Source organism: Streptomyces sp. NPDC005752, assembly GCF_040630715.1.
In the GTDB taxonomy this organism is placed as follows: Bacteria; Actinomycetota; Actinomycetes; order Streptomycetales; family Streptomycetaceae; genus Streptomyces.
Genome location: NZ_JBEXYB010000008.1, coordinates 49,892 through 71,439 on the forward strand (window position 1 = coordinate 49,892; position 21,548 = coordinate 71,439).

At 71.2% G+C, this 21,548-nt stretch carries 23 protein-coding genes; 7 read left to right on the plus strand and 16 right to left on the minus strand.

The window, feature by feature from the left end; genetic code table 11:
* Nucleotides 1-9 precede the first annotated feature (9 nt).
* Nucleotides 10-636, plus strand: a complete 627-nt coding sequence (locus tag ABZ441_RS09190; RefSeq protein WP_358970027.1) for an alpha-ketoglutarate-dependent dioxygenase AlkB — start codon at nt 10-12, stop codon at nt 634-636.
* Nucleotides 637-679: 43 nt separating this feature from the next.
* Here ABZ441_RS09190 and ABZ441_RS09195 read toward each other — a convergent pair whose 3' ends face one another.
* From ABZ441_RS09195 to ABZ441_RS09210, 4 genes are all read right to left on the minus strand, one after another.
* Nucleotides 680-2,038: an MFS transporter gene (locus tag ABZ441_RS09195; RefSeq protein ID WP_358970029.1), complete on the minus strand. Its 1,359-nt coding sequence runs from the start codon at nt 2,036-2,038 to the stop codon at nt 680-682.
* Between the two features lie 43 nt (nt 2,039-2,081).
* Nucleotides 2,082-3,002 (minus strand): amidohydrolase family protein, encoded by a 921-nt coding sequence (locus ABZ441_RS09200; RefSeq protein WP_358970031.1) that lies wholly within the window; start codon nt 3,000-3,002, stop codon nt 2,082-2,084.
* A 123-nt stretch (nt 3,003-3,125) separates the two neighbouring features.
* On the minus strand, nt 3,126-3,809 hold the full coding sequence (gene ligK / locus ABZ441_RS09205) for a 4-carboxy-4-hydroxy-2-oxoadipate aldolase/oxaloacetate decarboxylase (RefSeq protein ID WP_358970207.1): 684 nt from the start codon (nt 3,807-3,809) through the stop codon (nt 3,126-3,128).
* A gap of 27 nt (nt 3,810-3,836) precedes the next feature.
* A complete protein-coding gene (locus ABZ441_RS09210) occupies nt 3,837-4,862 on the minus strand; it encodes an amidohydrolase family protein (RefSeq protein WP_358970033.1) in 1,026 nt (341 codons plus the stop codon).
* A 222-nt stretch (nt 4,863-5,084) separates the two neighbouring features.
* Here ABZ441_RS09210 and ABZ441_RS09215 point away from each other — a divergent pair, with 222 nt between their 5' ends.
* Nucleotides 5,085-5,753, plus strand: coding sequence for a GntR family transcriptional regulator (locus tag ABZ441_RS09215; protein WP_358970034.1), 669 nt, complete (start codon nt 5,085-5,087; stop codon nt 5,751-5,753).
* A 95-nt stretch (nt 5,754-5,848) separates the two neighbouring features.
* Here the strand turns inward: ABZ441_RS09215 and ABZ441_RS09220 are convergent, their stop codons facing one another.
* The 6 genes from ABZ441_RS09220 to ABZ441_RS09245 all read right to left on the minus strand — a co-directional run bounded on the left by ABZ441_RS09220 (nt 5,849) and on the right by ABZ441_RS09245 (nt 10,202).
* Nucleotides 5,849-6,253 carry an SHOCT domain-containing protein gene (locus ABZ441_RS09220; protein WP_358970036.1) on the minus strand — a complete coding sequence of 135 codons (405 nt, stop codon included), beginning with the start codon at nt 6,251-6,253 and terminating at the stop codon, nt 5,849-5,851.
* Nucleotides 6,254-6,332: 79 nt separating this feature from the next.
* Nucleotides 6,333-6,827, minus strand: coding sequence for an FBP domain-containing protein (locus tag ABZ441_RS09225; RefSeq protein ID WP_358970038.1), 495 nt, complete (start codon nt 6,825-6,827; stop codon nt 6,333-6,335).
* 56 nt (nt 6,828-6,883) lie between these two features.
* A complete protein-coding gene (locus tag ABZ441_RS09230) occupies nt 6,884-7,378 on the minus strand; it encodes an NUDIX domain-containing protein (RefSeq protein ID WP_358970210.1) in 495 nt (164 codons plus the stop codon).
* 64 nt (nt 7,379-7,442) lie between these two features.
* The gene (locus tag ABZ441_RS09235) at nt 7,443-8,342 is read right to left on the minus strand and encodes a hypothetical protein (RefSeq protein ID WP_358970040.1); all 900 of its coding nucleotides are present in this window, start codon (nt 8,340-8,342) and stop codon (nt 7,443-7,445) included.
* On the minus strand, nt 8,339-9,352 hold the full coding sequence (locus ABZ441_RS09240; protein WP_358970042.1) for an SPFH domain-containing protein: 1,014 nt from the start codon (nt 9,350-9,352) through the stop codon (nt 8,339-8,341). Before ABZ441_RS09240 ends, ABZ441_RS09235 begins: the two co-directional genes overlap by 4 nt.
* A 202-nt stretch (nt 9,353-9,554) precedes the next feature.
* Nucleotides 9,555-10,202, minus strand: coding sequence for a TetR/AcrR family transcriptional regulator (locus ABZ441_RS09245; protein ID WP_358970044.1), 648 nt, complete (start codon nt 10,200-10,202; stop codon nt 9,555-9,557).
* Between the two features lie 163 nt (nt 10,203-10,365).
* Here ABZ441_RS09245 and ABZ441_RS09250 point away from each other — a divergent pair, with 163 nt between their 5' ends.
* A complete protein-coding gene (locus ABZ441_RS09250) occupies nt 10,366-11,181 on the plus strand; it encodes a phosphatase PAP2 family protein (protein WP_358970046.1) in 816 nt (271 codons plus the stop codon).
* Nucleotides 11,178-12,146 carry a DMT family transporter gene (locus tag ABZ441_RS09255; RefSeq protein ID WP_358970048.1) on the plus strand — a complete coding sequence of 323 codons (969 nt, stop codon included), beginning with the start codon at nt 11,178-11,180 and terminating at the stop codon, nt 12,144-12,146. The genes ABZ441_RS09250 and ABZ441_RS09255 overlap by 4 nt, the downstream gene beginning before the upstream one ends.
* On the opposite strand, the gene ABZ441_RS09260 is transcribed toward ABZ441_RS09255, so the two are convergent.
* Entirely contained in the window at nt 12,143-12,709 is a 567-nt protein-coding gene (locus ABZ441_RS09260; protein WP_358970050.1) for a helix-turn-helix transcriptional regulator, read from the minus strand. The genes ABZ441_RS09255 and ABZ441_RS09260 overlap by 4 nt on opposite strands.
* A gap of 33 nt (nt 12,710-12,742) precedes the next feature.
* Complete coding sequence (locus ABZ441_RS09265) at nt 12,743-14,758, minus strand: NADPH-dependent 2,4-dienoyl-CoA reductase (RefSeq protein ID WP_358970217.1); 2,016 nt, start codon at nt 14,756-14,758, stop codon at nt 12,743-12,745.
* A 219-nt stretch (nt 14,759-14,977) separates the two neighbouring features.
* On the opposite strand from ABZ441_RS09265, the gene ABZ441_RS09270 reads away from it, so the two are divergent.
* Both ABZ441_RS09270 and ABZ441_RS09275 read left to right on the plus strand, forming a co-directional pair.
* On the plus strand, nt 14,978-15,520 hold the full coding sequence (locus tag ABZ441_RS09270; RefSeq protein ID WP_358970052.1) for a DoxX family membrane protein: 543 nt from the start codon (nt 14,978-14,980) through the stop codon (nt 15,518-15,520).
* Nucleotides 15,521-15,597: 77 nt separating this feature from the next.
* Nucleotides 15,598-16,440 carry a DUF1206 domain-containing protein gene (locus ABZ441_RS09275; RefSeq protein ID WP_358970054.1) on the plus strand — a complete coding sequence of 281 codons (843 nt, stop codon included), beginning with the start codon at nt 15,598-15,600 and terminating at the stop codon, nt 16,438-16,440.
* 81 nt (nt 16,441-16,521) lie between these two features.
* Here ABZ441_RS09275 and ABZ441_RS09280 read toward each other — a convergent pair whose 3' ends face one another.
* The 4 genes from ABZ441_RS09280 to ABZ441_RS09295 all read right to left on the minus strand — a co-directional run bounded on the left by ABZ441_RS09280 (nt 16,522) and on the right by ABZ441_RS09295 (nt 20,888).
* Nucleotides 16,522-17,901, minus strand: a complete 1,380-nt coding sequence (locus tag ABZ441_RS09280; RefSeq protein WP_358970056.1) for a deoxyribodipyrimidine photo-lyase — start codon at nt 17,899-17,901, stop codon at nt 16,522-16,524.
* On the minus strand, nt 17,898-19,409 hold the full coding sequence (locus tag ABZ441_RS09285) for an SDR family oxidoreductase (protein WP_358970058.1): 1,512 nt from the start codon (nt 19,407-19,409) through the stop codon (nt 17,898-17,900). The genes ABZ441_RS09280 and ABZ441_RS09285 overlap by 4 nt, the downstream gene beginning before the upstream one ends.
* Before the next feature lie 131 nt (nt 19,410-19,540).
* Nucleotides 19,541-19,780: a twin-arginine translocase TatA/TatE family subunit gene (locus ABZ441_RS09290; RefSeq protein ID WP_358970059.1), complete on the minus strand. Its 240-nt coding sequence runs from the start codon at nt 19,778-19,780 to the stop codon at nt 19,541-19,543.
* Nucleotides 19,781-19,910: 130 nt separating this feature from the next.
* The gene (locus tag ABZ441_RS09295; RefSeq protein WP_358970220.1) at nt 19,911-20,888 is read right to left on the minus strand and encodes a sporulation protein; all 978 of its coding nucleotides are present in this window, start codon (nt 20,886-20,888) and stop codon (nt 19,911-19,913) included.
* 207 nt (nt 20,889-21,095) lie between these two features.
* Here ABZ441_RS09295 and ABZ441_RS09300 point away from each other — a divergent pair, with 207 nt between their 5' ends.
* Nucleotides 21,096-21,539 (plus strand): helix-turn-helix domain-containing protein, encoded by a 444-nt coding sequence (locus tag ABZ441_RS09300; RefSeq protein WP_358970061.1) that lies wholly within the window; start codon nt 21,096-21,098, stop codon nt 21,537-21,539.
* Nucleotides 21,540-21,548: the final 9 nt, after the last annotated feature.

The window sequence follows — 21,548 nt, forward strand, 5'->3', positions numbered from 1 at the left end:
CTCGTTTCCATGTCCGTTCATCTCCAGGGTTCGCTGTTCGACCAGGCCGACCGTCCGCACCTGAACCGTCTCACCGGGCTGCGCAGGACGGTCCTCGGCGACGGTGCGTGGATCGACCTGTTGCCGGGCTGGCTGAGCGGCGCCGACGAGCTCTTCGCCGAGCTCGTGGAGCAGGTGCCGTGGCGGGCCGAGCGGCGGCAGATGTACGACCGGACGGTCGACGTGCCCCGCCTTCTCGCCTTCTACCGTGCCGGGGACGCGCTGCCGGGCACCGTCCTGGACGAGGCCCGCGACGCGCTGTCCTGCCACTACGGCGACGAGTTGGGCGAGCCCTTCACCACGGCCGGTCTCTGCTACTACCGGGACGGGCGTGACAGCGTCGCGTGGCACGGCGACCTGACCGGACGAAGCTCGCGCGAGGACACCATGGTGGCGATCCTCTCCCTCGGCGCCCCGCGTGATCTGCTCCTGCGGCCGTGCCGAGGCGGCGACACCGTACGCCGGCCGCTCGGCCACGGCGACCTGATCGTCATGGGCGGATCGTGCCAGCGCACCTGGCAGCACGCCATTCCCAAGACCGCGCACGCCCAGGGCCCGCGTATCAGCGTGCAGTACCGCCCGCGCGGAGTGCGCTGAGCAGGCGGGTGCTCCCCGGTCGTGGTGCGCAGGGGCCGCCGGCTCACGAAGCGGGGGTCGCGGAGGCCGGCTTCGGCACGGACGCACGGGGCGGCCGGGTCCGGGGGCCGAAGACGGCCAGGGCGACGGCGCCCACCATCCAGACGCCGGCGATGAAGTAGAAGACGCTCTGGTATCCGGTGCGGTTGTAGAGCGCCGCGATGATCAGCGGCCCGGCGGCGTTCGACAGCCGGCCGATCCCGTAGGTGATCCCCGTCCCCAGGGAACGGCTCCGGGTGTCGAAGAGTTCGGGGGAGTAGGCATACGCGAGGGCGGTGTAGCCGCGCTCGAACAGGTTCACCAGGAAGCCGAAGATCACGATCAGGATCGGGTCGAAGGTCAGCCCGTACAGCAGACCGCACAGCGCGATGACCGTGCCGAAGGCGACCAGACACCACTTGCGCTCGAACCGGTCGGTGACCAGGGAGGCCAGGAAGGAGCCGAGGGGCGCGCCGACCGTGGTGAGAGCGATGTAGAAGACGGACTTCTCGACGCTGAAGCCCTCCTTGGCGAGCAGGGTGGGCGCGAAGCTCGAGTATCCGAAGAAGCCGATGGTCTGGGTGACCCACAGGACGGTGAGCAGCAGCGTCGGTGCGAGATATCTCTTCCGCAGCAGCAGACGCACCGGGGTCTTCACCGCCGGGGGCTCCTCCACGGGCTCCGCCGGTACGGCCAGCGGCCCCTTCTCGGCGATCACCGATGCCTCGATCTCCCGCAGGACCGCGTCGGCCGCGGCGTGGTCGCCCCTGTTCTCGTGCCAGCGGGGGGACTCCTTGAGCTGCTTGGAGAACAGCACGAGGAGGATGCCGAGCGCACCCCACAGGTACACCAGCCGCCAGGACCAGTCGGTGAGCGGAACGACGAGACTGGCGATCAGGTTGGTGGCCGGCGTACCGCAGATGCCGATGACCATGGCGTACGCCTGGTACTTGCCGCGGACGGCCGCCGGATACATCTCGTTGACGTAGATGACCGCCACGACGGTCATCGCCGACAGGCCCGCCGAGGTGAGCACCCGGAAGACACCCAGCGAGAAGACGTCCCACGAGAACACCGAGACGAAGGAGAAGAAGCCGAAGAACACGGTGGTGCGGAGCAGGGTCTTCCGGCGGCCCCACCGGTCGGCGACGGCTCCCGCGACGATGGACCCGATGAACATGCCGACGAACGACAGCGAGGTCACGTAAGCGACCTGGTTGACCGTCACGCCCCAGAGGTCGATGAGCTTGGGGGCGGTCGTCGCGAAGCTGTTGATGTCCGCGAACTCGAAGAAGTAGGCGAAGGCGACGGCCAGCAGGGTCGTCTTGTGGAAGCGGGAGATCGGCAGCCGGTCCAGCCGGTTCGCCGCATTGGCGTGCTGCATGGGGACGGTCCCTGTCGGAGTGCGGGTGCGGGTGGGAAGGGAATCAGACGCCTTCGCCGGGCCAGTAGAGGCTCATCGGATTGTCGACGAGGAGCCGGTGCTGCTGCCCGGGGGTGACCGCGACCTGCGGTACGTAGTCGACCAGGAGCCCGTCGTCGGGCATGTGGTCGGTGAGGTTGGGGTGCGGCCAGTCCGTGCCCCAGAGCACCCGGTCCCCGAACTCCTCGACCACGCGGCGGCCGAAGGGCACGACATCGCGGTAGGCGTGCCTCTCACCGTCGAGGGCGGCGGGACCGCTCACGCTGAGGCGCTCGGGGCAGGACACCTTCACCCATACGTCGTTGGAGGCGACGAAGCGGAGGAAGCGCGTGAACTGCGGGCCGCCCACCGGCAGGGTCACATCGGGCCGGCCCATGTGGTCCACCACGAGTGGGGTGGGCAGGGAGCCGAAGAAGCCCTCCAGCTCGGGGAGATCGGTGCTCTCGAAGTAGAGCACGATGTGCCAGCCCAGCGGCGCGACCTTCTCGGCGATCCTGGCCAGGTCCTCCTTCGGCGAGGTGCTGACCAGGCGGCGAAGGAAGTTGAAGCGCACCCCGCGCACCCCCGCCGCGTCCAGCGCGCGCAGTTCGGCGTCGGAGATGTCCGGACGGACGGTCGCGACGCCCCGCGCCCGGTCACCGGCCGCGCGCACCGCGTCGAGCATCGCCGTGTTGTCCGCGCCGTGGCAGGTGGCCTGGACGACGACGGCGCGGGCGACCCCGAGACGGCCGTGCAGGGCGGCGAGCTCGCTCTTCCCGGCGTCGCACGGCGTGTATGTGCGCTCCGGGGCGAAGGGGAACTCGCCCTGCGGTCCGAACACGTGGCAGTGGGCGTCGACGGTGCCCGCCGGAAGCCGGAACGCGGGGACGGACGGATCCGGGTGCCAGTCCAGCCAGCCGACTGTCCTGGGGGAGTGAACGCTCATGAGATCTCCTGGTGGTTCGGAAGGGGGAGGGTGCGAGGGGCGCCGGTCCCTGAGCACGCAGCGGGGTGCGCGGGGCCGGCCGGGCGGGCTCGTCCGCATCCGCACGCCGTTCCCGCTCCGTGGTCAGTCGACGTAGCGCAGCCCGGCGGCCTCGAGCGACTCGCGCATGCCGTACATGTCGAGGCCGAGCTCACCCGCAGCCAGGCGGCGCCGCTTGCTCTCCTCGTTGTCCTCCCGGCGTCGGGAGGCGGCCGCCACCTCGGCGACCCGGCCGGAGGGAACGACGGCGACACCGTCCGCGTCCGCCACCACGACGTCGCCGGGGTGGACCAGCGCGTTTGCGCACACGACCGGCACGTTCACCGAGCCGAGTGTCGCCTTGACGGTCCCCTTGGAGTTGACGGCACGGCTGAAGACGGGGAAGTCCATGTCCCGCAGCTCGCGGACGTCGCGGCATCCGCCGTCGATGACCAGTCCCACACCGCCCCGGGCGCGTACCGATGTGGCGAGGAGCTCGCCGAAGAATCCGTCCTCGCACTCGGTGGTGCAGGCCGCCACGAGGACGTCGCCGGGCCGCAGTTGTTCCACGGCCACGTGCAGCATCCAGTTGTCGCCCGGCTGGAGGAGCACGGTGACCGCGGTACCGCTGAAGGCCGCGCCCGGATAGACGGGGCGGATGTAGGGGCGCATCAGGCCGGTGCGGCCCATGGCCTCGTGGACGGTGCTGACGCCGAAGGGCTTCAGCGCCTCGAGGTCCGCGGCACCGGGGCGTTCGACCGTGCGGTGGACCACTCCGAGTTCGTACATGGCTGTGCTCACTTCCTTTCCGCGGGTTCAGCGGCCCTGGCGCTTCAGCAGGGCGTCCAGACGCGGGTACACGGAGCGCGCGTTGTGCTCCTGGATGTCTGCCAGCCCGTCCGGGGAGAGCCCGGCGGCCTCGGTGTAGCGGCGCGTGTCGTCGAAGTGGTGGCCGGTCCGGGGATCGACGTCACGGACGGCGCCGATCATCTCCGAGGCGAAGAGGATGTTGCGGGTGGGCACGACGTCGAAGAGGAGATCCGAGCCGGGCTGGTGGTAGACGCACGTGTCGAAGAAGACGTTGCCCAGGACGTGCTCCTCCAGGGGCGGCTTCCCGAGCGCCATCGCCAGGCCGCGGAACCTGCCCCAGTGGTAGGGAACGGCTCCGCCGCCATGTGGAATGACCAGCCGGAGCGTGGGGAAGTCCGTGAACAGGTCTCCCTGCACGAGCTGCATGAACGCGGTGGTGTCGGCGTTCAGGTAGTGCGCCCCCGTGGTGTGGAACGCGGGGTTGACGCTTGTGCTGACGTGGACCATCGCCGGGACGTCGTACTCGGCCATCTTCTCGTACAGCGGGTACCACGAGCGGTCGGTCAGGGGCGGGGCGGTCCAGTACCCCCCTGAGGGGTCGGGGTTGAGGTTCAGCGCGACGGCACCGTACTCCTCGACGCACCGGATGAGTTCCGGTATGCAGGTGGCGGGGTCGACGCCCGGGGACTGCGGAAGCATCGCGGCCGGCACGAAGCGCTCCGGATAGAGCCGGCTGACACGGAAGCACAGCTCGTTGCAGAGGGCCGCCCATTCGGCGGAGGTGCTGAAATCCCCTATGTGGTGGGCCATGAAGGACGCCCTCGGCGAGAAGACCGTCATGTCGACGCCGCGCTCGTCCATCAGCCTCAGCTGGTTCGACTCGATGCTCTCACACAGCTCGTCGTCGCTGATCTTCAGATCTGCCGTCCGCGGTGAGAGCGAGGGGTCCTCGAGACCGGCGATCTGCTGGTGCCGCCACGCCTCCAGCGCGGGCGGGGCCGTCGTGTAGTGGCCGTGGCAGTCGATGATCATCTGTTCCTCTTCGGAGTGCCTGCGTGTGCTGCCTGGGAGTATCCGGCCGTCGGGCCGCTCCCGGGCCCGGCTCGCCCGGCCGGCTGTCACGACACCGTAACCGTCGATGAAATTGTTGACAATATGCCTGACGAGAAAGTTTCAGGCATCATCGCTGAGGTCACCGTGTGCGTCCACGTGGTGATGAGGAAGTGGTTTTGAAGACGAACGGAAGGCGGAGGGGTGACGTCTGATCAGGCCAGCGGCCGGGCAGGCCGAAGCGCGGTCTCCAGTGGTATCCGGGAGGCGCTCGCGGCAGGCGACATGGTGCCGGGGCAGCGCCTCGTCGAGCAGGAGTTGTCCGAGGTCTTCCGGGCGACGCGGAGTTCGGTGCGGGAGGCGCTGCAGGATCTGGCCGCCGAAGGCCTCGTGGAGCTGATTCCCCGGCGCGGGGCACGGGTGCGGGTGATCTCCGTCGAGGAGGCGGTCCAGATCACCGAGTGCCGCGCACTGCTGGAGGGCCTGTGTGCCAGGCGGGCGGCGGAGAACGCCTCGGACGAGGTGCGGCGGGAGCTGAAGGACATCGGCTCGGCGATGAGCCGTGCTGTGGCGGAGGGTGACCCGGACGCCTATTCGGTGCTGAACCGCAGGCTGCACGAGTCCATCGGTGAGGTCAGTGACCAGAAGGTGGCTCAGGCGCTGCTCGAACGGATGAACGGCCAGATGGTGCGCTACCAGTTCCGTCTCGCGCTGCGCCCAGGTCGTCCGGCGCGGTCGTTGCCGCAGCACCTGGCGATCATCGACGCGGTGGTGTCGGGCGATGCCGACGCCGCGGAGGCGGCTGCGCGGGCGCACGTCGAGAGCGTCGTCGAAGCGCTGCGGGAGACGCCCACGCAGGTCCGCCTGGGCTGACGGGCCGTGGCCCCGTGCGGGTGGCCGGGGCGCGGGGGATCCGGAAGCGGAACTCCCGCCAGGGTCGACGACCCGGGCGGGAGGTGGTGGCGGTGTCAGGCCAGCAGTTTCTCCTTGGCCTTCTCGTACTCCTCCTGGCTGAGGTGGCCCTTCTCCCTCAGCTCCGAGAGTTTGGCGAGGTCGGCCACGTGGCCGCCGCCGGCCCCGGTGCCGCCGTCGTCGGCCGCCTGCCTCACGTACTGCCGGAAGGCCGCCTCGCGGTTCTCCGCCTCCTTGACCTCGCGGCGCCCCATGCCCCGGCCCCGGGCGATCAGGTAGACGAGCACGCCCGCATAGGGCAGCACGATCACGAAGATCAACCAGGCCGCCTTGGTCCAGCCGCTCAGGGAGTGGTCCCGGAAGATGTCGGTGACCACCTTGAAGAGCAGGAAGAACCACAGGACCCACAGGAACAGAAACATCATGGTCAGGAAGAGGTTCAGCAGCGGATAGTCGTCCATGGGTCTGCTCCGATCGAGCGGAATGTCCCTTTATTGGTACATCCGCTGTCCCCTCTTCGCATTTCTGGCCGGCCGGGTGTCAGGCGGAGAGGGTGTCCAGGAACGCGGAGAGCTTGTCCCTGGTCCGCTCGATCTGCTGCTCGACGGTCAGGGACTCCTCGAAGCGCCCGCCGGGGGCGGCCGTCTTCCGGCCGCGCACGTACAGCGAGCAGTCGAGGTCGGTACAGAGGTAGATGCCCACCGAATTGCCTTCCCTGCCCGCCTGTCCTCGCTTCCGGGCGGTCATCAGGGACACCCCGCTGCCCGGGTGCGTGGTCAGGCAGACCGAGCACATGCTGCGGTGCAGGAAGCCGCGCTGCTGGGACGGGAAGCGCAGCGTGATGCCGACGAGCTCGCCGCGCTGCTCGGTGACGATATAGCTCCGGTCCGGGGCCGAGAGGTCCCGCCAGCCCAGAAAGTCCAGGTCCTCCCAGCGGCGCTCCCCGAGGTCGCGGGGCAGTGGCAGGCGCTTCGCCTCACCCTTGGAACAGTTGATGAACGACGTTCGGATGTCCTGCTCGCTGACGGCTCTCATGGCATCGACGCTAACTCTGCCTATGAAGCCTAGGCAAATGAATATGAGCTCTAGGCTCAACCCTGCGACGGAGCGATTCGCAGGTGGTGGGCCGCCGGATGATCGATGGTGAGATCCGGACGCCAGACGGCCAGGATCTGTGCCGATGGGTCGAACAGGGGGCTCGGCAGCTCCTCGGGAGCGATCCACCGCCACGCGCTGATGAGATGCGGTTCGGTCACCCGCGGGTCCGCGGACTCCACACGCACCAGAGCGGCCATGCTGATCCGGTTGATGCCGCCCACCACGTCGTGCACCATCGCGAAGACCGTCACGGCGTCCACGGGTACCCGGAGTCCCGTCTCCTCGCGCAGTTCGCGGGCGGCGGCGGCCGCGACCGACTCGTGCGTCGGGTCGACCTTGCCTCCGGGCAGCTCCCAGGTGCCGCCCCGGTGCCTGCCGAGCAGGATCCTGCCCTCCGCGTCCTGGACGACGACTCCGACCCCGAGGGCGGCCTGGGCGAGCGGTGGGCGGGTGTTCCGGGGAGGGGTGTTCACGGAATCGGTGGTCATCATTGCTCTGCTCCCGGCTGGTCGGATACGGGTCCGCACGCACCGCGTCATCCTCACACGGCGGTCACGCCACCAGGTTCAGTGTGGTGTCCGCGATGCCGAGACGCACGGACTGACCCCACGTCAGCTCCAGTGCGTCGGACTCCATCCCGTCGCCGAAGACCACCATCCGGTCCGACTCGACGGTGAGCCGGAGGCCGTCCCCGCGGCCCAGTTCACCCACGACCATCGAGGTGCCGGTGGCCGGCGAGGGCCAGGCCTCGCGCACGAACCAGACCAGCCGGGGGTCGGAGGGGGCGGGCAGCCGCAGCGGGCTGCCCCGCTCGAGCCAGAGGGAGCGCAGCCAGCCGGTGGAGCCGGTGCCCGTGCCCACCAGGACTCCCGAGGACGCCTGGGGCTCGCCGGTGGAAGTGGCGCCGTCGGGGCCGATGCGGTAGCGGGCGGTCTGGTGGCCGGGCGATCCCAGGTAGATCTCGTTGAGGGCGAGCAGCCGCTGTGTGTCGTCGGCGACCGCCTCGGTCATCGTGAGGGCGTCAACCGGCCCGCCGGGTGACGCGGCGGCCCGGCACAGGGCCGCCGCGTCACGGACCCGGTGGCGTACGAGGATCCCGGGATTGCGGCCCGGGTCCGTGTCGATGCCCACGACCGGCTGTCCGGTCAGGTACTTCGCGGTGTTGGCGACCAGTCCGTCCTGCCCGACCACGACGACCACGTCCTCGGGCCCGAACAGGAAGCGGTCGAGGTCCGCCCGCTCCACCCGGGTGCGGCGCCACCGCAGCGGCACGGCCGCGGCCACCTCCGTGAGTGCCTCTTCGTTACGCCGGTGCCGGTCCGCCACCTCCTCGATGGACCGGCCGCGCCCCGCGAGCACGAACGCGGCCTGCCCGTGGGTCCCGTGCCGTGCCAGGAGCTCCTCGTACTCGGTCGTGCGGTGCACCAGCACCGCACGAGGGGCCAGACTCACGCCCGCGCCTCCGGCTCCGGCCTGCCGAGCCTGGCGAGCAGGCCCGTCAGGACGTCGGGGGACAGGGTGAGGCTGTCGATGCGGGGCAGGTTCTCGGCCAGCCGCGTCGCGGCCAGGGCGTGCAGCGTGCCGGGGTCGACATCCGCGTGCGCCCGCAGCCAGGCCGCCTGTGCTTCGGCCCGTGCCGCCCCGACGTCACGGGCGGCCTCCGCCTCCGCCCGGGACAGGCGCACCGTGCGGGAGGCCTCGGCAGCCGCACGCACCTCGTCGGCCGCCGACTTCTCCTCCGCCTCGCGGCGGGCGTTGGTGCCGCGCTGGTCGACCAGCTGCTCCTCGCGTCGCGCGAGCTCGATCTTGCTGGCGAGCTCGTTCTCGGCGATGGTGCGTTCACGCTCGACCGCCACTGCCCGGCGCTCGTACACCGACCGGTCGGCCTCCTGCTGGATCTGCTCCCTGGCCGGGGTGCGCAGGGCGCGCTCGACCTCGGCCTCGGGGCGGATGGCGACGACGCGCACGGCCACCACGTCGATGCCGGTGGCGGGCAGCCTGGGCTCGGCCGCGAGCCCGCCGGCGACCCGTTCCCGTACGGTCGCGACGCCGTCCACCAGGGCTGTGGCGAGGGGGGTGCGGGCCAGGACGTCCAGGGTGTGCTGCTGTGCGGTCTCGGTGAGCAGGGTGGCGATCTGCTCCAGGGGCGCGGCCCGCCAGACCCCGGTGTCGGGGTGCACCGAGAAGTCGAGCCGGGCTGCGGCCTCGGCCGGGTCGCTGATCCGGTACGTCACCGTGGCCTGCACAGTGACGTCCTGGAAGTCGGCTGTGCGGGCGTGGAACGCCATCGCCAGCTCCCGGTCGTCGACCGGCACCTCGGAGAGCGCCGCGGACAGCGAGCGGTACCAGAAGCTCAGCCCCACGCCCTCGTGGGCGAGCCTGCCGCGCTTGTGGTGGCGAATGTGCGTGGTGGGAGCGGAGCGCAGGTGCCGCCAGCCGAAGCGCCTGGTGATGTCGGCCATATCGGGAACCCCCTCTTTCTCGTCATGGCGACGATAACGCAACCCGACTCTTGTCGTCAATGGGACGAGAATGGGTGGTGGAAGCGAAAAGGCCGGCCGGTGGTCTCCTCGGAAACCACCGGCCGGCCGGTGTGCGCCGACCCCGTCCCCACGGTGCGGCGCGCGGTGGGCCGTCGTCATCCGCTCGGGCGACGGCCCACGTTCAGGAGGCCCCGTTCCCCGGTGGGGGCGGCGGGAGGGCTGGGAGCCCGAGTGCCGGGAGCACGGCGTGATCGACGAAGCGGGTGAGGAAGCCGTCGTCGGCGTACCGCCCCTCCAGTAGTGGTCGTGCGCGCATGATGCCGAGCACCTGGGCGGCCACGTAGTCCGTGGCGGGGTTGTCCGGGTCGATCTCGCCGCGCCGGACGGCGCGCTCGACCATCGTGTCGATCGCGGCGATGGCCGGTGCGATCAGCGTCGAACGCAGTGCGCAGAGCAGGTCGGGATTCTGCAGCGCGGCGTGACTGAGCGCGTGCATCAGTGCGGTGTCCTGTCCGGATGCCGCGTCCACCGCGTCGGCCACCCCGTGCAGATCGTCACGCAGGCTGCCGGTGTCGATGTCCGAGAAAAGAGTCTGGCGGGTGCCGTGCAGCGCGGCCACGACCAGCTCCGGCTTCGAGCCCCACTGGCGGTAGAGCGTCGACTTGCCGCACCGGGTGCGCGAGGCGACGCCCTCCATGGTCAGCGCGTCGTAGCCGCTCTCCCGGAGCAGGTCCAGCACGGCGGTGTAGAGCTCCTGTGCCCGCTCCGGTGTGATCTTCGACCGGCGTGACGCGGGTGCTGACTCCTGGGCGGAACCGGGCGACGGCATCTGCTTCCCTCTCTGCGACTCTGCGGCTGGGGACCCTCGATACGCCAGTGTACCGATACGCGCGTGTACCGATACGCCTCCGTATCGGTACACTGGCGTATCGATACGGCATGGACTGGCCACGCCGACGTCGTAACAGCGCACCATCAGTAAAGGGGTACGGGTGATGCACACCCGCAGCGAGCCTGCGGAGCGGGAGCCGGACACCTCAGCCCGACCGCCCCTCGTCCGCGAGCTGCTTCTCGTAGCCGGACTCTTCCTCGTCTACAAGCTCGGCCGGCAGGCCGCGAACGGGCATGTCGAGGAGGCCTACCGCAACGCCGGACACATATGGAACCTCGAACGAGCCGTGGGGCTCCCCGGTGAAGGCGCCGTACAGGGCGTACTGCTGCACAGCCACACACTCGTCCAGGCGGCGAACACCTACTACGCCACCGTGCACTTCCCGGCCACGCTCGCCTTCCTGGTCTGGCTGTACCGGCGCCGTCCGCGCCACTACGTCCGGTCACGCCGCGTCCTGGCCGCGCTGACCGGTGCCGCGCTCGCCCTGCACCTGCTCTTCCCGCTCGCCCCGCCGCGGATGCTGCGGGCCGCGGGCCTCGTCGACACCGGGCAGGTCTACGGACCCGCGGTGTACGGAGGCAGCCCCGCGACCGACTCGATGGCCAACCAGTTCGCGGCCATGCCCTCACTGCACGTCGGCTGGGCCCTGGCGGTCGCAGTCGGCCTGATCGTCGCCACACGTTCCCGGTGGCGGCTGCTGTGGCTGCTGCACCCGCTGCTCACCCTGATCGTCGTCGTGGGCACCGCCAACCACTACTGGCTCGACGCGGTCGTGGTCGCCGCCCTGCTCGCCGTGGCCTACGCCGCGCTCGGGCTGCCGCCCGCACCCGTGCGTACGCACCTGCCCCGGGCCGAGGTCGTCCCCGCCAGGAGCTACGTGACGCCCGCGTACGCACGGTCGGGAGCGCGGCGATGAACGCCACGCTCATGGCCGTCGCGCTCTCCCTCGTCTCCGCCGGCGCCTACGCGGCCGCCGCGGTCGCGCAGGCCCGGCTCGCCGGGCGGACCGACCCCTCCGCCGGAGCGCTGCGCCTGCTGGGCCGCCGAGCCTGGTGGGCGGCCGTCGGCCTGAACGCCGGCGGCGCACTGCTGCACGTCGCCGCGCTGAAGTACGGGCCGCTCACCCTGGTCCAGCCGCTCGGCGCGCTCACCCTCGTCGCCGCCGTCCCGCTCGGGGCCCGCTCGGCGGGTCGCAGGGTCAGCCGCATGGAGTGGCGCGGCACGTTCCTCACGCTCATGGGCCTCGCCGCGCTGCTGCTGGCCGCGGGCGGCGCCGCGCCTCACGACACGCTGAGCCTGCCCGAGGCCCTGAGCGTCGGCGCGGTCACCATGGCGCTCGTCGCACTGCTCGGCCGGCCGGGCGCGAGGCCCGGACTCCGGCACGCCGCGGCCTCGGGCATCACGTCGGGGGTGGCCTCCGCCCTCACCCAGACCCTGACGGTCTCCGCGACCGACCACACGGGGCCGCTGCTGAGCTGGCGGCTGGTGACCGTGGCGGTGCTCGTGTCCTTCTTCGCCCTGGGCGGCCTGATGCTCTCCCAGACCGCCTACCGCGGCGGCCTCGGCGCACCGCTCGCCGTGGTCACGCTCGCCAACCCCGTCGCCGCCGCCGCGATCGGCCTGGTCCTGCTCGGCGAGCGCCTCCAGGGCGGGATGCCGGGGCTGATCCCCGCGCTCGCCGGAGCCGCGGCCGCCGTGCGGGGTGTGATCCTGCTCAGCCGGGCACAGGCACGGAACACTGCCGTCCCCGCTTCACTGCCCGTCGTCGCCGGGCCCCCGTCCAGGGTCGTCATCGGCAGTCATTCCCTGACCACCCCACGTGCCCCCGAGCCACGGACACCGCGCCCGGAACCGGTCGGGAGCCGGTCCGGTCCCGGCTAGGACACCCCGGGCCCGACGTCACTCCCCGCCCCCGAACCCTCCAGGTCGTCGACAGCCCTGGTGAGCCAGCTCGTCCAGAACGTCTCCAGGTCGATGCCCCCGCGCAGCACCAGACGGCGCAGCCGGTCCTCCTCCGAGGTCCGCTCCGGGGGGAAGTCCCGCTCCTCGATCCGCAGGTACTCCGCCAGCTGCTCCTGATGCAGCACCAGGTGCCTGCGCAGTTCCCCGGCCAGTCCCGGGGCGCCGACCACGGCCGCCGCCCGCATCCTCAGCAGCAGCGCGTCACGGACGGGGCGCGGGTCCTCGGCGAGAGACACCCAGACCGCCAGCTCGTCGCGGCCCGCCGCCAGCACCTCGTACTCCTTCTTCTGCCCACGGGCCGGCTGAGCCGTGGGCAGGGCCCGGATGTGACCGGCCTGTTCCAGCTTGCCCAGTTCGCGGTAGATCTGCTGATGCGTGGACGGCCAGAAGTAGCCGATCGACCGGTCGAACCTGCGCGTCAGTTCGAGACCCGACGACGGCTTCTCGAGAAGGGCGGTGAGGATCGCGTGCGGAAGTGACATGGACTGCATCCTAGAGACGGCAGGACCTGGTGCTCACAACTCCGCGGCCAGTTCCGTGCCCTGGCGGATCGCGCGCTTGGCGTCCAGCTCGGCGGCCACGTCGGCGCCGCCGATGAGATGCACCGGGCGACCCGCGGCGCGCAGCTCCTCGTACAGCTCGCGTCGCGGTTCCTGACCCGCGCACAGCACCACGGTGTCGACCGGCAACAGGTGCTGCTCGCCGTCCACGGTGAGGTGCAGGCCTTCGTCGTCGATCAGGTCGTAGGACGCGCCCGCGATCATCGTCACGCCGCGGTGACGCAGTTCGGTGCGGTGGATCCAGCCGGTGGTCTTGCCCAGCCCCGCCCCCACCTTGGTCGCCTTGCGCTGCACCAGGTACACCGTGCGCGGCGGCTTCGGGCGCTCGGGGGTGCGCAGCCCGCCCCGGTCCGCGTACGCGGTGTCCACGCCCCACTGCCGGAAGAAGACCTCCGGGTCGAGACTCGCCCCGTCGCCCCCGTCCGTCAGGAATTCGGCGACGTCGAAGCCGATGCCGCCCGCGCCCACGATCGCCACCCGGTCCCCGGCCTGGGCGTCGCCGCGCAGGACGTCGAGATAGCTGACCACCCGGGGGTGCCCGACGCCGGGGATCGCGGGGGAGCGGGGCTCGACTCCGGTGGCCAGGACCACCTCGTCGAAACCGTCGAGATCCCCGGACGTGGCTCGGGTGCCGAGCCGGAGCTCGACCCCTTCCTCGGCGAGCCGGGTGCGGAAGTAGCGCAGCGTCTCGTTGAACTCCTCCTTGCCCGGAACCCGTCGCGCGACGTTCAGCTGACCGCCGATCTCGTCGGCCGCGTCGAACAACGTCACCGCGTGCCCGCGCTCGGAGGCCGTGACAGCGCACGCCAGCCCTGCGGGCCCGGCCCCGACCACGGCGACGCGCTTGCGGACGCGGGTCGGCGAGAGCACCAGTTCGGTCTCGTGGCAGGCACGCGGATTCACCAGGCAGGAGGTGATCTGCAGGCTGAAGATGTGGTCCAGGCATGCCTGGTTGCAGCCGATGCACGTGTTGATCGCGTCGGCACGTCCCTCGGCGGCCTTGGCGACGAAGTCGGGGTCGGCGAGGAAGGGCCTCGCCATCGACACCATGTCCGCACGTCCCGAGGCGAGGAGCTCCTCGGCCAACTCGGGGGTGTTGATGCGGTTGCTGGTCACCAGCGGTACGGAGACCGCTCCCCGCACCTTCTCCGTCACCCAGGTGAAGGCGCCGCGCGGCACGGAGGTCGCGATGGTCGGGATGCGCGCCTCGTGCCAGCCGATGCCTGTGTTGATGATCGTCGCGCCGGCCGCCTCGATCTCGCGGGCGAGACGGACGACCTCCTCCAGCGTGGAACCACCGGGTACCAGGTCCAGCATGGACAGCCGGTAGATCAGGATGAAGTCGGGGCCGACCCGCTCACGGACCCGGCGCACGATCTCGACGGGGAAGCGGATGCGGTTCTCGTACGAGCCGCCCCAGCGGTCCTCACGATGGTTGGTCGCCGCGACGATGAACTCGTTGATCAGGTAGCCCTCCGAGCCCATGATCTCGACACCGTCGTAACCCGCGCGCTGTGCCAGCCCGGCAGCCCGGACGAAGTCCTCGATGGTCTCCTCGACCTCGTCGTCGCTGAGCGCGTGCGGGGTGAAGCCGCTGATGGGCGCCTTGAGCGCGCTCGGCGCGACCAGGTCGGGGTGGTGGGCGTAGCGCCCGAAGTGCAGGATCTGCATCGCGATCCTGCCGCCCGCCGCGTGCACCGCCGCAGTCACCTCGGCGTGCTGTTCCGCCTCCGCCCCGGTCGTCATCTTGGCGCCGCCCGGGAAGGAGCACGCACGCTCGCTGGGTGCGATCCCCCCGGTGACCATGAGCCCCACCCCGCCGCGCGCACGGGCCGCGTAGAAGGCGGCCATCCGCTCGAATCCGCGCTCGACCTCCTCGAGTCCGATGTGCATCGACCCCATCATCACCCGGTTCGGGAGCGTCGTGAATCCGAGGTCGAGCGGGCTCAGCAGAGTGGGGTACGGGCTCATCCGGGTCTCCTCGCAGGTGTCGTCGAGCCAGTTGTAGACCACTCGCCCGACTTTATGCAACTAGTTGCACAATGGCTTTCGTCGCAGTCCCCCCAAGGGGCGGACCACGGATGGCCCAACACCACCGGACCCCGCCGCCCGGCCCGGACGACAGTGGTTCCGTACGGCTCGACACCGTCGCCGCTCCTCCTCGTTCCGCCTCATCCACGGGAGAACCCCATGACCTGCATCAACCGACGTGACCTAGGACTGCTCGTGCTCAGGGTCGGCACGGGAGCCGTCCTGGCGGCCCACGGCAGCCAGAAACTGGGCGGGTGGTTCGGCGGCGGGGGCATCGAGGGAACCACCGCGGCGATGGAGGCCATGGGCTTCGACCCGCCGAAGCACAGTGCCCTGGCCGCCGGCATCGGCGAGGCGGGCGGCGGGATCCTGCTCGCCCTCGGACTCGCCACCCCCGCGGCAGGTGCCGCCGCCGCGGGCACGATGGCGGGCGCTGTCGCCGTGCACGCTCCGGCGGGCTTCTTCGCGACCGCCGGCGGCTACGAATACCCGGCCTTCCTGGGCTTCACCGCCGCAGCGATCGGGGTGACGGGTGCCGGCCGCTACTCCCTGGACCATGTCACCGGGCACGTCCTCGACCGGCCGTGGGTCGTCGCCCTCGCGTTCGCGGGCAGCGCCCTGGCGGCCGCGGCGGTCGTCGGCCGACGGGCCAAGGGGCGGGCGGCGCCGGACGGCGGTGAGCCCGGGGAAGACGGCGCGTAGGCCCTCGTCGGAGTGCGCCGGGCCCGCTCGTCCCGGGTCTTCGCATTGATCGCCGTTTCGGGGGCATCCGGCAGTGCATGAATGCGAACGCACTGTCGATGAACGCACGCGGCCAGGCCAGAAGAGCCGCGCGCAGCCGAGCCATTGATGTGGGGGCCCGCGCCGGGTTCGTGGCGCGCGGAGTGATCTATCTGCTGGTGGGACTGCTGGCTCTCCGCATCGCGTTCTCCGACGGAGGCGGGAAGCAGGCCGACCGCGGTGGCGCCATCGCGGAGATAGCCGAGAAGCCCTTCGGGAGCATCCTGCTGTGGGTACTGGGCCTGGCGCTGGCCGGTATGGCCCTGTGGCGGCTGTCCGAGGCGCTCTTCGGCCAGGCCGGCCCCGACGGCGAGAAGGCGAGCAAGCGGGCCATGGCGGCCGGCCGCTTCCTCTTCTACGCCTTCGTCTCCTACTCCGTGCTCTCGTACGCGGCCGGCGACAAGGGGAGCGGCGGTGGATCGAGCGACCAGCAGACCGACGACGTCACCGCACGGGCCCTCGAATGGACCGGCGGCCAGTGGATCGTGGGGGCCGCGGGCGCCGCGGTGGCGGGCGCGGGCCTCTGGATGGCCTACCGGGCCCTGGCACGTAAGTATCACAAGCACATGAAGATGTCCGAGATGACGAAGAAGACCCGTCAGGCAGTCGATGTCGTGGGCGTCTTCGGAGGCACGGTGCGGGGCGCGGTCTTCGCCACCGCCGGTGGGTTCGCCGTGGCGGCGGCCGTCCAGCACGAGCCGGGCCGCGCCAAGGGCATGGACGACACCCTGCGCTCGTTCACCGAGACGCCCGCGGGGCCCTGGCTGCTCGCATTCATAGCCCTCGGACTGGCAGCCTTCGGCCTCTTCTCCTGGGCCAACGCCCGGTACCGCAAGGTCTGAGCCGAAGCCGGCCCGGCCGTCCAGGTCCGGGCCGGAGCGGGGTTCGACCCGCTCGTCTCCGCCGCAGTCGTCCTCCCGGGCTCAGTCGAGCCCTCGCGCCCGCTTGAACCTGGCCAGCCCTTCGGGCAGCGGGACGACGGGCTCCGGGTAGTCGTAGCGGGCGCGCTCCTGTTCCGGCAGCTTCCACGGTTCGTGTACAGCTGCCCCGGAGATCTCCGCGAGCTCGGGAACCCAGCGGCGTACGTACGCACCGTCCGGGTCGTACCGCTTGGCCTGGGTCACCGGGTTGAGCACCCGGTTGGGCCGGCTGTCCGTGCCCGTACCGGCGACCCACTGCCAGTTGAGCTGGTTGTTGGCGATGTCCCCGTCGACGAGCAGGTCCAGGAAGTGACGCGCCCCGGCCCGCCAGTCCACGTACAGCGTCTTGGCGAGGAAGCTCGCGGTCAGCAGCCGTGCCCGGTTGTGCATCCAGCCCTCGTGGAGCAGCTGGCGCATCGCGGCGTCGATCACCGGGTAGCCTGTGCGGCCTTCCTTCCAGGCGGCCGTCTCCTCCTCCGCCGCCCTCCCCGTGCGCCAACGGTCCTGCCGTGGCCGGTAGTCGGAGCGCGAGGCATCCGGGCGGGCGGCCAGGACCTGGTGGTGGAAGTCCCGCCAGCACAACTGCCGCACGAAGGCCTCCGCACCCGGCCCGCCCGCTGCGCGGGCACGGTGGACCAGCTCGGTGGGGGAGAGCGTGCCGAAGTGGAGGTGCGGCGAGAGCCGCGAGGTCGCGTCGCCCGCCATGTCGTCGTGGAGCTCCTCGTACGACGCGAGCCCGCTGCGGCGCCACGCGGCGGACAGCCTGCGCCCCTCGGTCTCCCCGCCCTCGGCCAGGCCCGGCGACAGACCGTGCAGGCCGGCCCGCGTCGGCAGCGCCGCCGACGCCGTGCCCTCCGGCACGCGCACGCTGCGAGGGGCCGGGAACGGGGAGCGCAGCCCCTCCTCGGACCACCTCCGGAAGTACGGGGTGAAGACGGCGAAGTGGTCCCGCCCGGCTCCGGAGGGGACCACCGCACCGGGCGCGAGCGTGGTGATCACCGCGTCGTGCACGCTCAGCCGGCAGCCCACGCGCTCGAGCGTCTCGCGCAGCCGCTCCTCCCGGCGCTGCGCGTAACCACTGACTCCGGCCGCCATGTGGACCGCGTCGGCCCCCGTCTCCCCGACGAGTCCGCCGACCTCACGGGCCACATCGCCCTGACGGACGATCAGGCGCCCGCCGCGCTCGCGCAGCCCCGCGTCCAGGTCCCGGAGGCAGTCGGCCAGGAACGCGCGCCGGTTCGGGGCGCCGAATCCGGCGACCTCCACACCCTCGTCGAGGACGAAGAGGGGCACCACCTCGTCCGCCGAGGCGAGCGCCGCGTGCAACGGCGGATGGTCGTGCAGCCGCAGGTCCGAAGTGAAGAGCACGATCGCCACGGTCATCGCCGACCACCCGCCGTCCCCCGGACCGCCGCCTGTGCGATGTTGCGCGCCATGCCGCCGAAGACCAGCGCGTGGAAGGGCGACACGCCCAGCCAGTACGCGTGGCCGAGCAGCCCGGACGGATGGAAGATGGCGCGCTGCCGGTAACGCGATCGCCCGTCCTTCCCCTCCTCCGCGTACATCTCCAGCCAGGCCAGGCCGGGCAGGCGCATCTCCGCGCGCAGCCGGAGCAGCCTGCCGGGTTCGATCTCCTCGACCCGCCAGAAGTCCAGCGAGTCCCCGACCCTCAGCCGCTGGGCGTCGCGCCTGCCCCGGCGGAGACCCACACCGCCGACCAGCCGGTCCAGCCAACCCCTGACCGCCCAGGCCAGCGGGAACGAGTACCAGCCGTGGTCACCGCCGATGCCTTCGACGACCCGCCACAGGGCGTCGGACGGTGCGTCCACGTCGAGCTCGCGCACATCCGTGTACAGGCTCCCGCCCGCCCAGTCCGGGTCGGTGGGGAGCGGATCGCTGGGAATGCCGGGAGTGGAGGCGGAGGACCACCGGGTGCTCACCCTCGCCTCACGCACCCTCTGCAGTGCGAGCGAGAGGGCCGTGTCGAAGGAGAAGGGCCGCCCGGGCCCGTCCGGGACGTGGTCCGCGATGTCGTGCTCGTGGCACACCACCTCGTAGCGCAGGGACTCCGCGAGCGGGCGCGCGATCGACGCCGGTACCGGTGTGACCAGCCCGACCCAGTGGCTGGACAGCCCCGGCGACAGCATCGGCACCGGCAGGATCAGCCGGTGGGGGAGCCCGGCCACCGCTGCGTACTTCTGCATCATGTCGCGGTACGTCATGACGTCGGGGCCGCCGATGTCGAAGGTGCGGTTCACCTCGGACGGCATCCGCGCACTGCCCACGAGGTAGCGCAAGACGTCCCGGACGGCGATCGGCTGGATCCGTGTCGAAACCCAGCTGGGGGTGACCATGACGGGCAGTCGCTCGGTGAGATAGCGCAGCATCTCGAAGGACGCCGAACCCGAACCGATGATGACCGCGGCACGCAGCGCGGTCGTCGGGACGCCCGAGTCGAGCAGGATGTTCCCGACCTCGGCGCGCGAGCGCAGATGCGGGGACAGCTCGTGCTCGGGAACGTCGGCGGGGGTGAGCCCGCCCAGATAGACGATGCGCCGGACCCCGGCGGCCTTCGCCTGCTCGCCGAAGATCCGTGCCGCCTCCCGGTCGGTCCTCTCGAAGCCCGGACCGGCTGCCAGTGCGTGGACCAGGTAGTAGGCGACGTCGACGTCGCGCATCGCGGCGCCCACGGACTCGGCGTCGGTGACGTCACCCTTGGCCACCTCGGCCTCGGCAGCCCACGGGTAGTCCCGCAGCTTCTCCGGGGTCCGCGCCAGGCAGCGCACCCGGTGGCCGGCCTCCAGGAGCTCGGGTACGAGGCGCCCTCCGATGTACCCCGTAGCGCCCGTCACCAGACACCGCAGCCCGTCGTTGTCGTCCTTGCTGTCCATGACCCCTCGATCCGGCTCGTGTTTACTCCGTCCACCGTGTACCCCGTACGGGGGATTCCGCTTGCCGACGGGGCCGGGACACGCCGAAGCCCACCCCTGCGGGTGGCGGGGTGGGCGGGGTGGGTACGGACTCAGTGAGGGCCGGGCTTCTCCGTGGCCGTGCCCCTGATGACCTGGGGGGCGTCCGTCCCGTCGGCGCGCGGCTCCGACGGGACGGTGGGGGAGACGCCGTCGGCCTTCAGGGCCCGCGCCTCGCTCTTCAGGATCCGAGCCGACTTGCCCAGGGAGCGGGCGAGTTCAGGGAGCTTCCTGGCGCCGAACACCAGGACGACGATGACGAGAAAGATCGCGATCTCGCTGATTCCGAACATGACGGCTGTCTTCTCCCTGGTGAGTGTGCGGCGCTCTCCCGGTCGGCGCCCCCCGGGGCCTTCCCTGCCGCAGCGGCACATCAAATCTACAGCACTGTAGAAGGTGGTGGCAGGGTGTGTTCCGGCCCGCTCAGCCCTCGTCGCTCTCCTCTTCCTCGTCGTCGCCCTCGAAGAAGTCGCCCACCTCGTCGACGACTTCGGCGGCGACCATTCCGCCCACGACGCCCACGGCAACCCCTGCCGCGCCGGCCGCGACCACGGTGCCCATCCCCGGACCGGCATGGTGCTGCGGGTGTCCGTCGTCGTGTCCGTACCCCTCATGGGCCCGGTGCGGGGTGCGTGCTTCGATCAGCGCCTGGATCCGGCCGTCCACCTCGGTGACCCAGTCGCGGCCCTGCACCTCGTGATGGCCGACGGTGAAACGGCCGAGGGCGTCGCCGCCTTCGGAGAAGAGGCCTCCCCGCTTGTCGGCCTCCAGTACGACATCCAGGCCTTCGGGTCCGGCCAGGAACGTCACCTCGACCTCGTTGACCCGGTCCGCGTACCGCGCGGAGGGAGAGAGCTCGATCTCCTGGTAGAAGGGCAGTCGCTGGCCGCTGCCGCCGATGTGTCCGAGCTCCAGGTCGGCGGACCGGAAGCCGAAGCCGAGCTGTCCGAGTGCTTCGAGAACGGCCTCCTGGGCGGGCAGGGGGCCCACCGTGAGGCGATCGAGATCCCCCTTGTCCCGGGCGCCCGCTACCGAGAGCTCCGTGCGCACCCCCAGGACGATGCCGAGGTCCTGGCCGTAGAGCTCGGTGACAGGGGTCTCCCACGGGAGCGTCACGCCGAACGGGACGCTGCGCTCCTCGCCCTCGCCGAGCACGAAGCCGCCGCCGACGGTGAAGCGCTCGAAGACGACGCCCCCCTCGGCCTCGCCGTCCTCGTGTTCCGCCTCGACGCGTGCGACGAGCTCCAGGGTGATGTGCTCGATCGTCGCATCGGTGTTGCCGCCCTTGAGCCGGACCTCGCCGCTCAGCCCGCCGCCGGGAACGGCCGGGCCGGGCTGCAGCACCGTGTCCACGGTGGGGCCGCCCACGCCGAGGGAACCGAGCAGCTTCTTGAACACCATCGTGGCGTTCACTCCTTCTTCCGTACGCGGAGAACGCGTTCAGCCGGGTTCTACACAACTGTAGAAGTATAGGTGCGAGATGGGCCGCGCAAGCGGACTCGGCGCAGGTCGGGGGAGGGGGCCGGCCTGTCGTCGCAGGCGCCCTAGTATGGGGCGGTGGACAGAGCAGACAACCCTCGCGACGTTTCTGGTGCGGATGCGACCGGGATGTCGGAGCTCCAGGCCCTCGCCGTGGAGCTGCGCCGGATGAACGGCGAGATCAACCGGCTGGTTCATGCTTTCGCGCACGCGCAGGGCCTGCATGCCACGGACGTGCAGGCACTCGGAGCCATCCTGGACTCGGAGACCCCGCTCACTCCGGGACGGCTGCGGGATCATCTCGGCCTGACCTCCGGTGCGGTGACCGCGTGCCTCGACCGGCTCGAACGCGCGGGGCACATCAGGCGTGCGCGGGAGAGCTCCGACCGCCGCGTCGTGCACCTGTACTACGAGTCCGGCGCCAGGGCGGCCGCGCGTTCGTTCTTCATGCCGCTCGCGGAGGCGGCGGCCGGCGCGCGCGACATGGCCGGTCCCCAGGAGCTGGAGGCCGCGCTGCGCTTCCTCGCGCGGATGAACGGTCAGCTCGAAGGTATGCAGGTTCCCAGGCGCTGAAACGCCGGG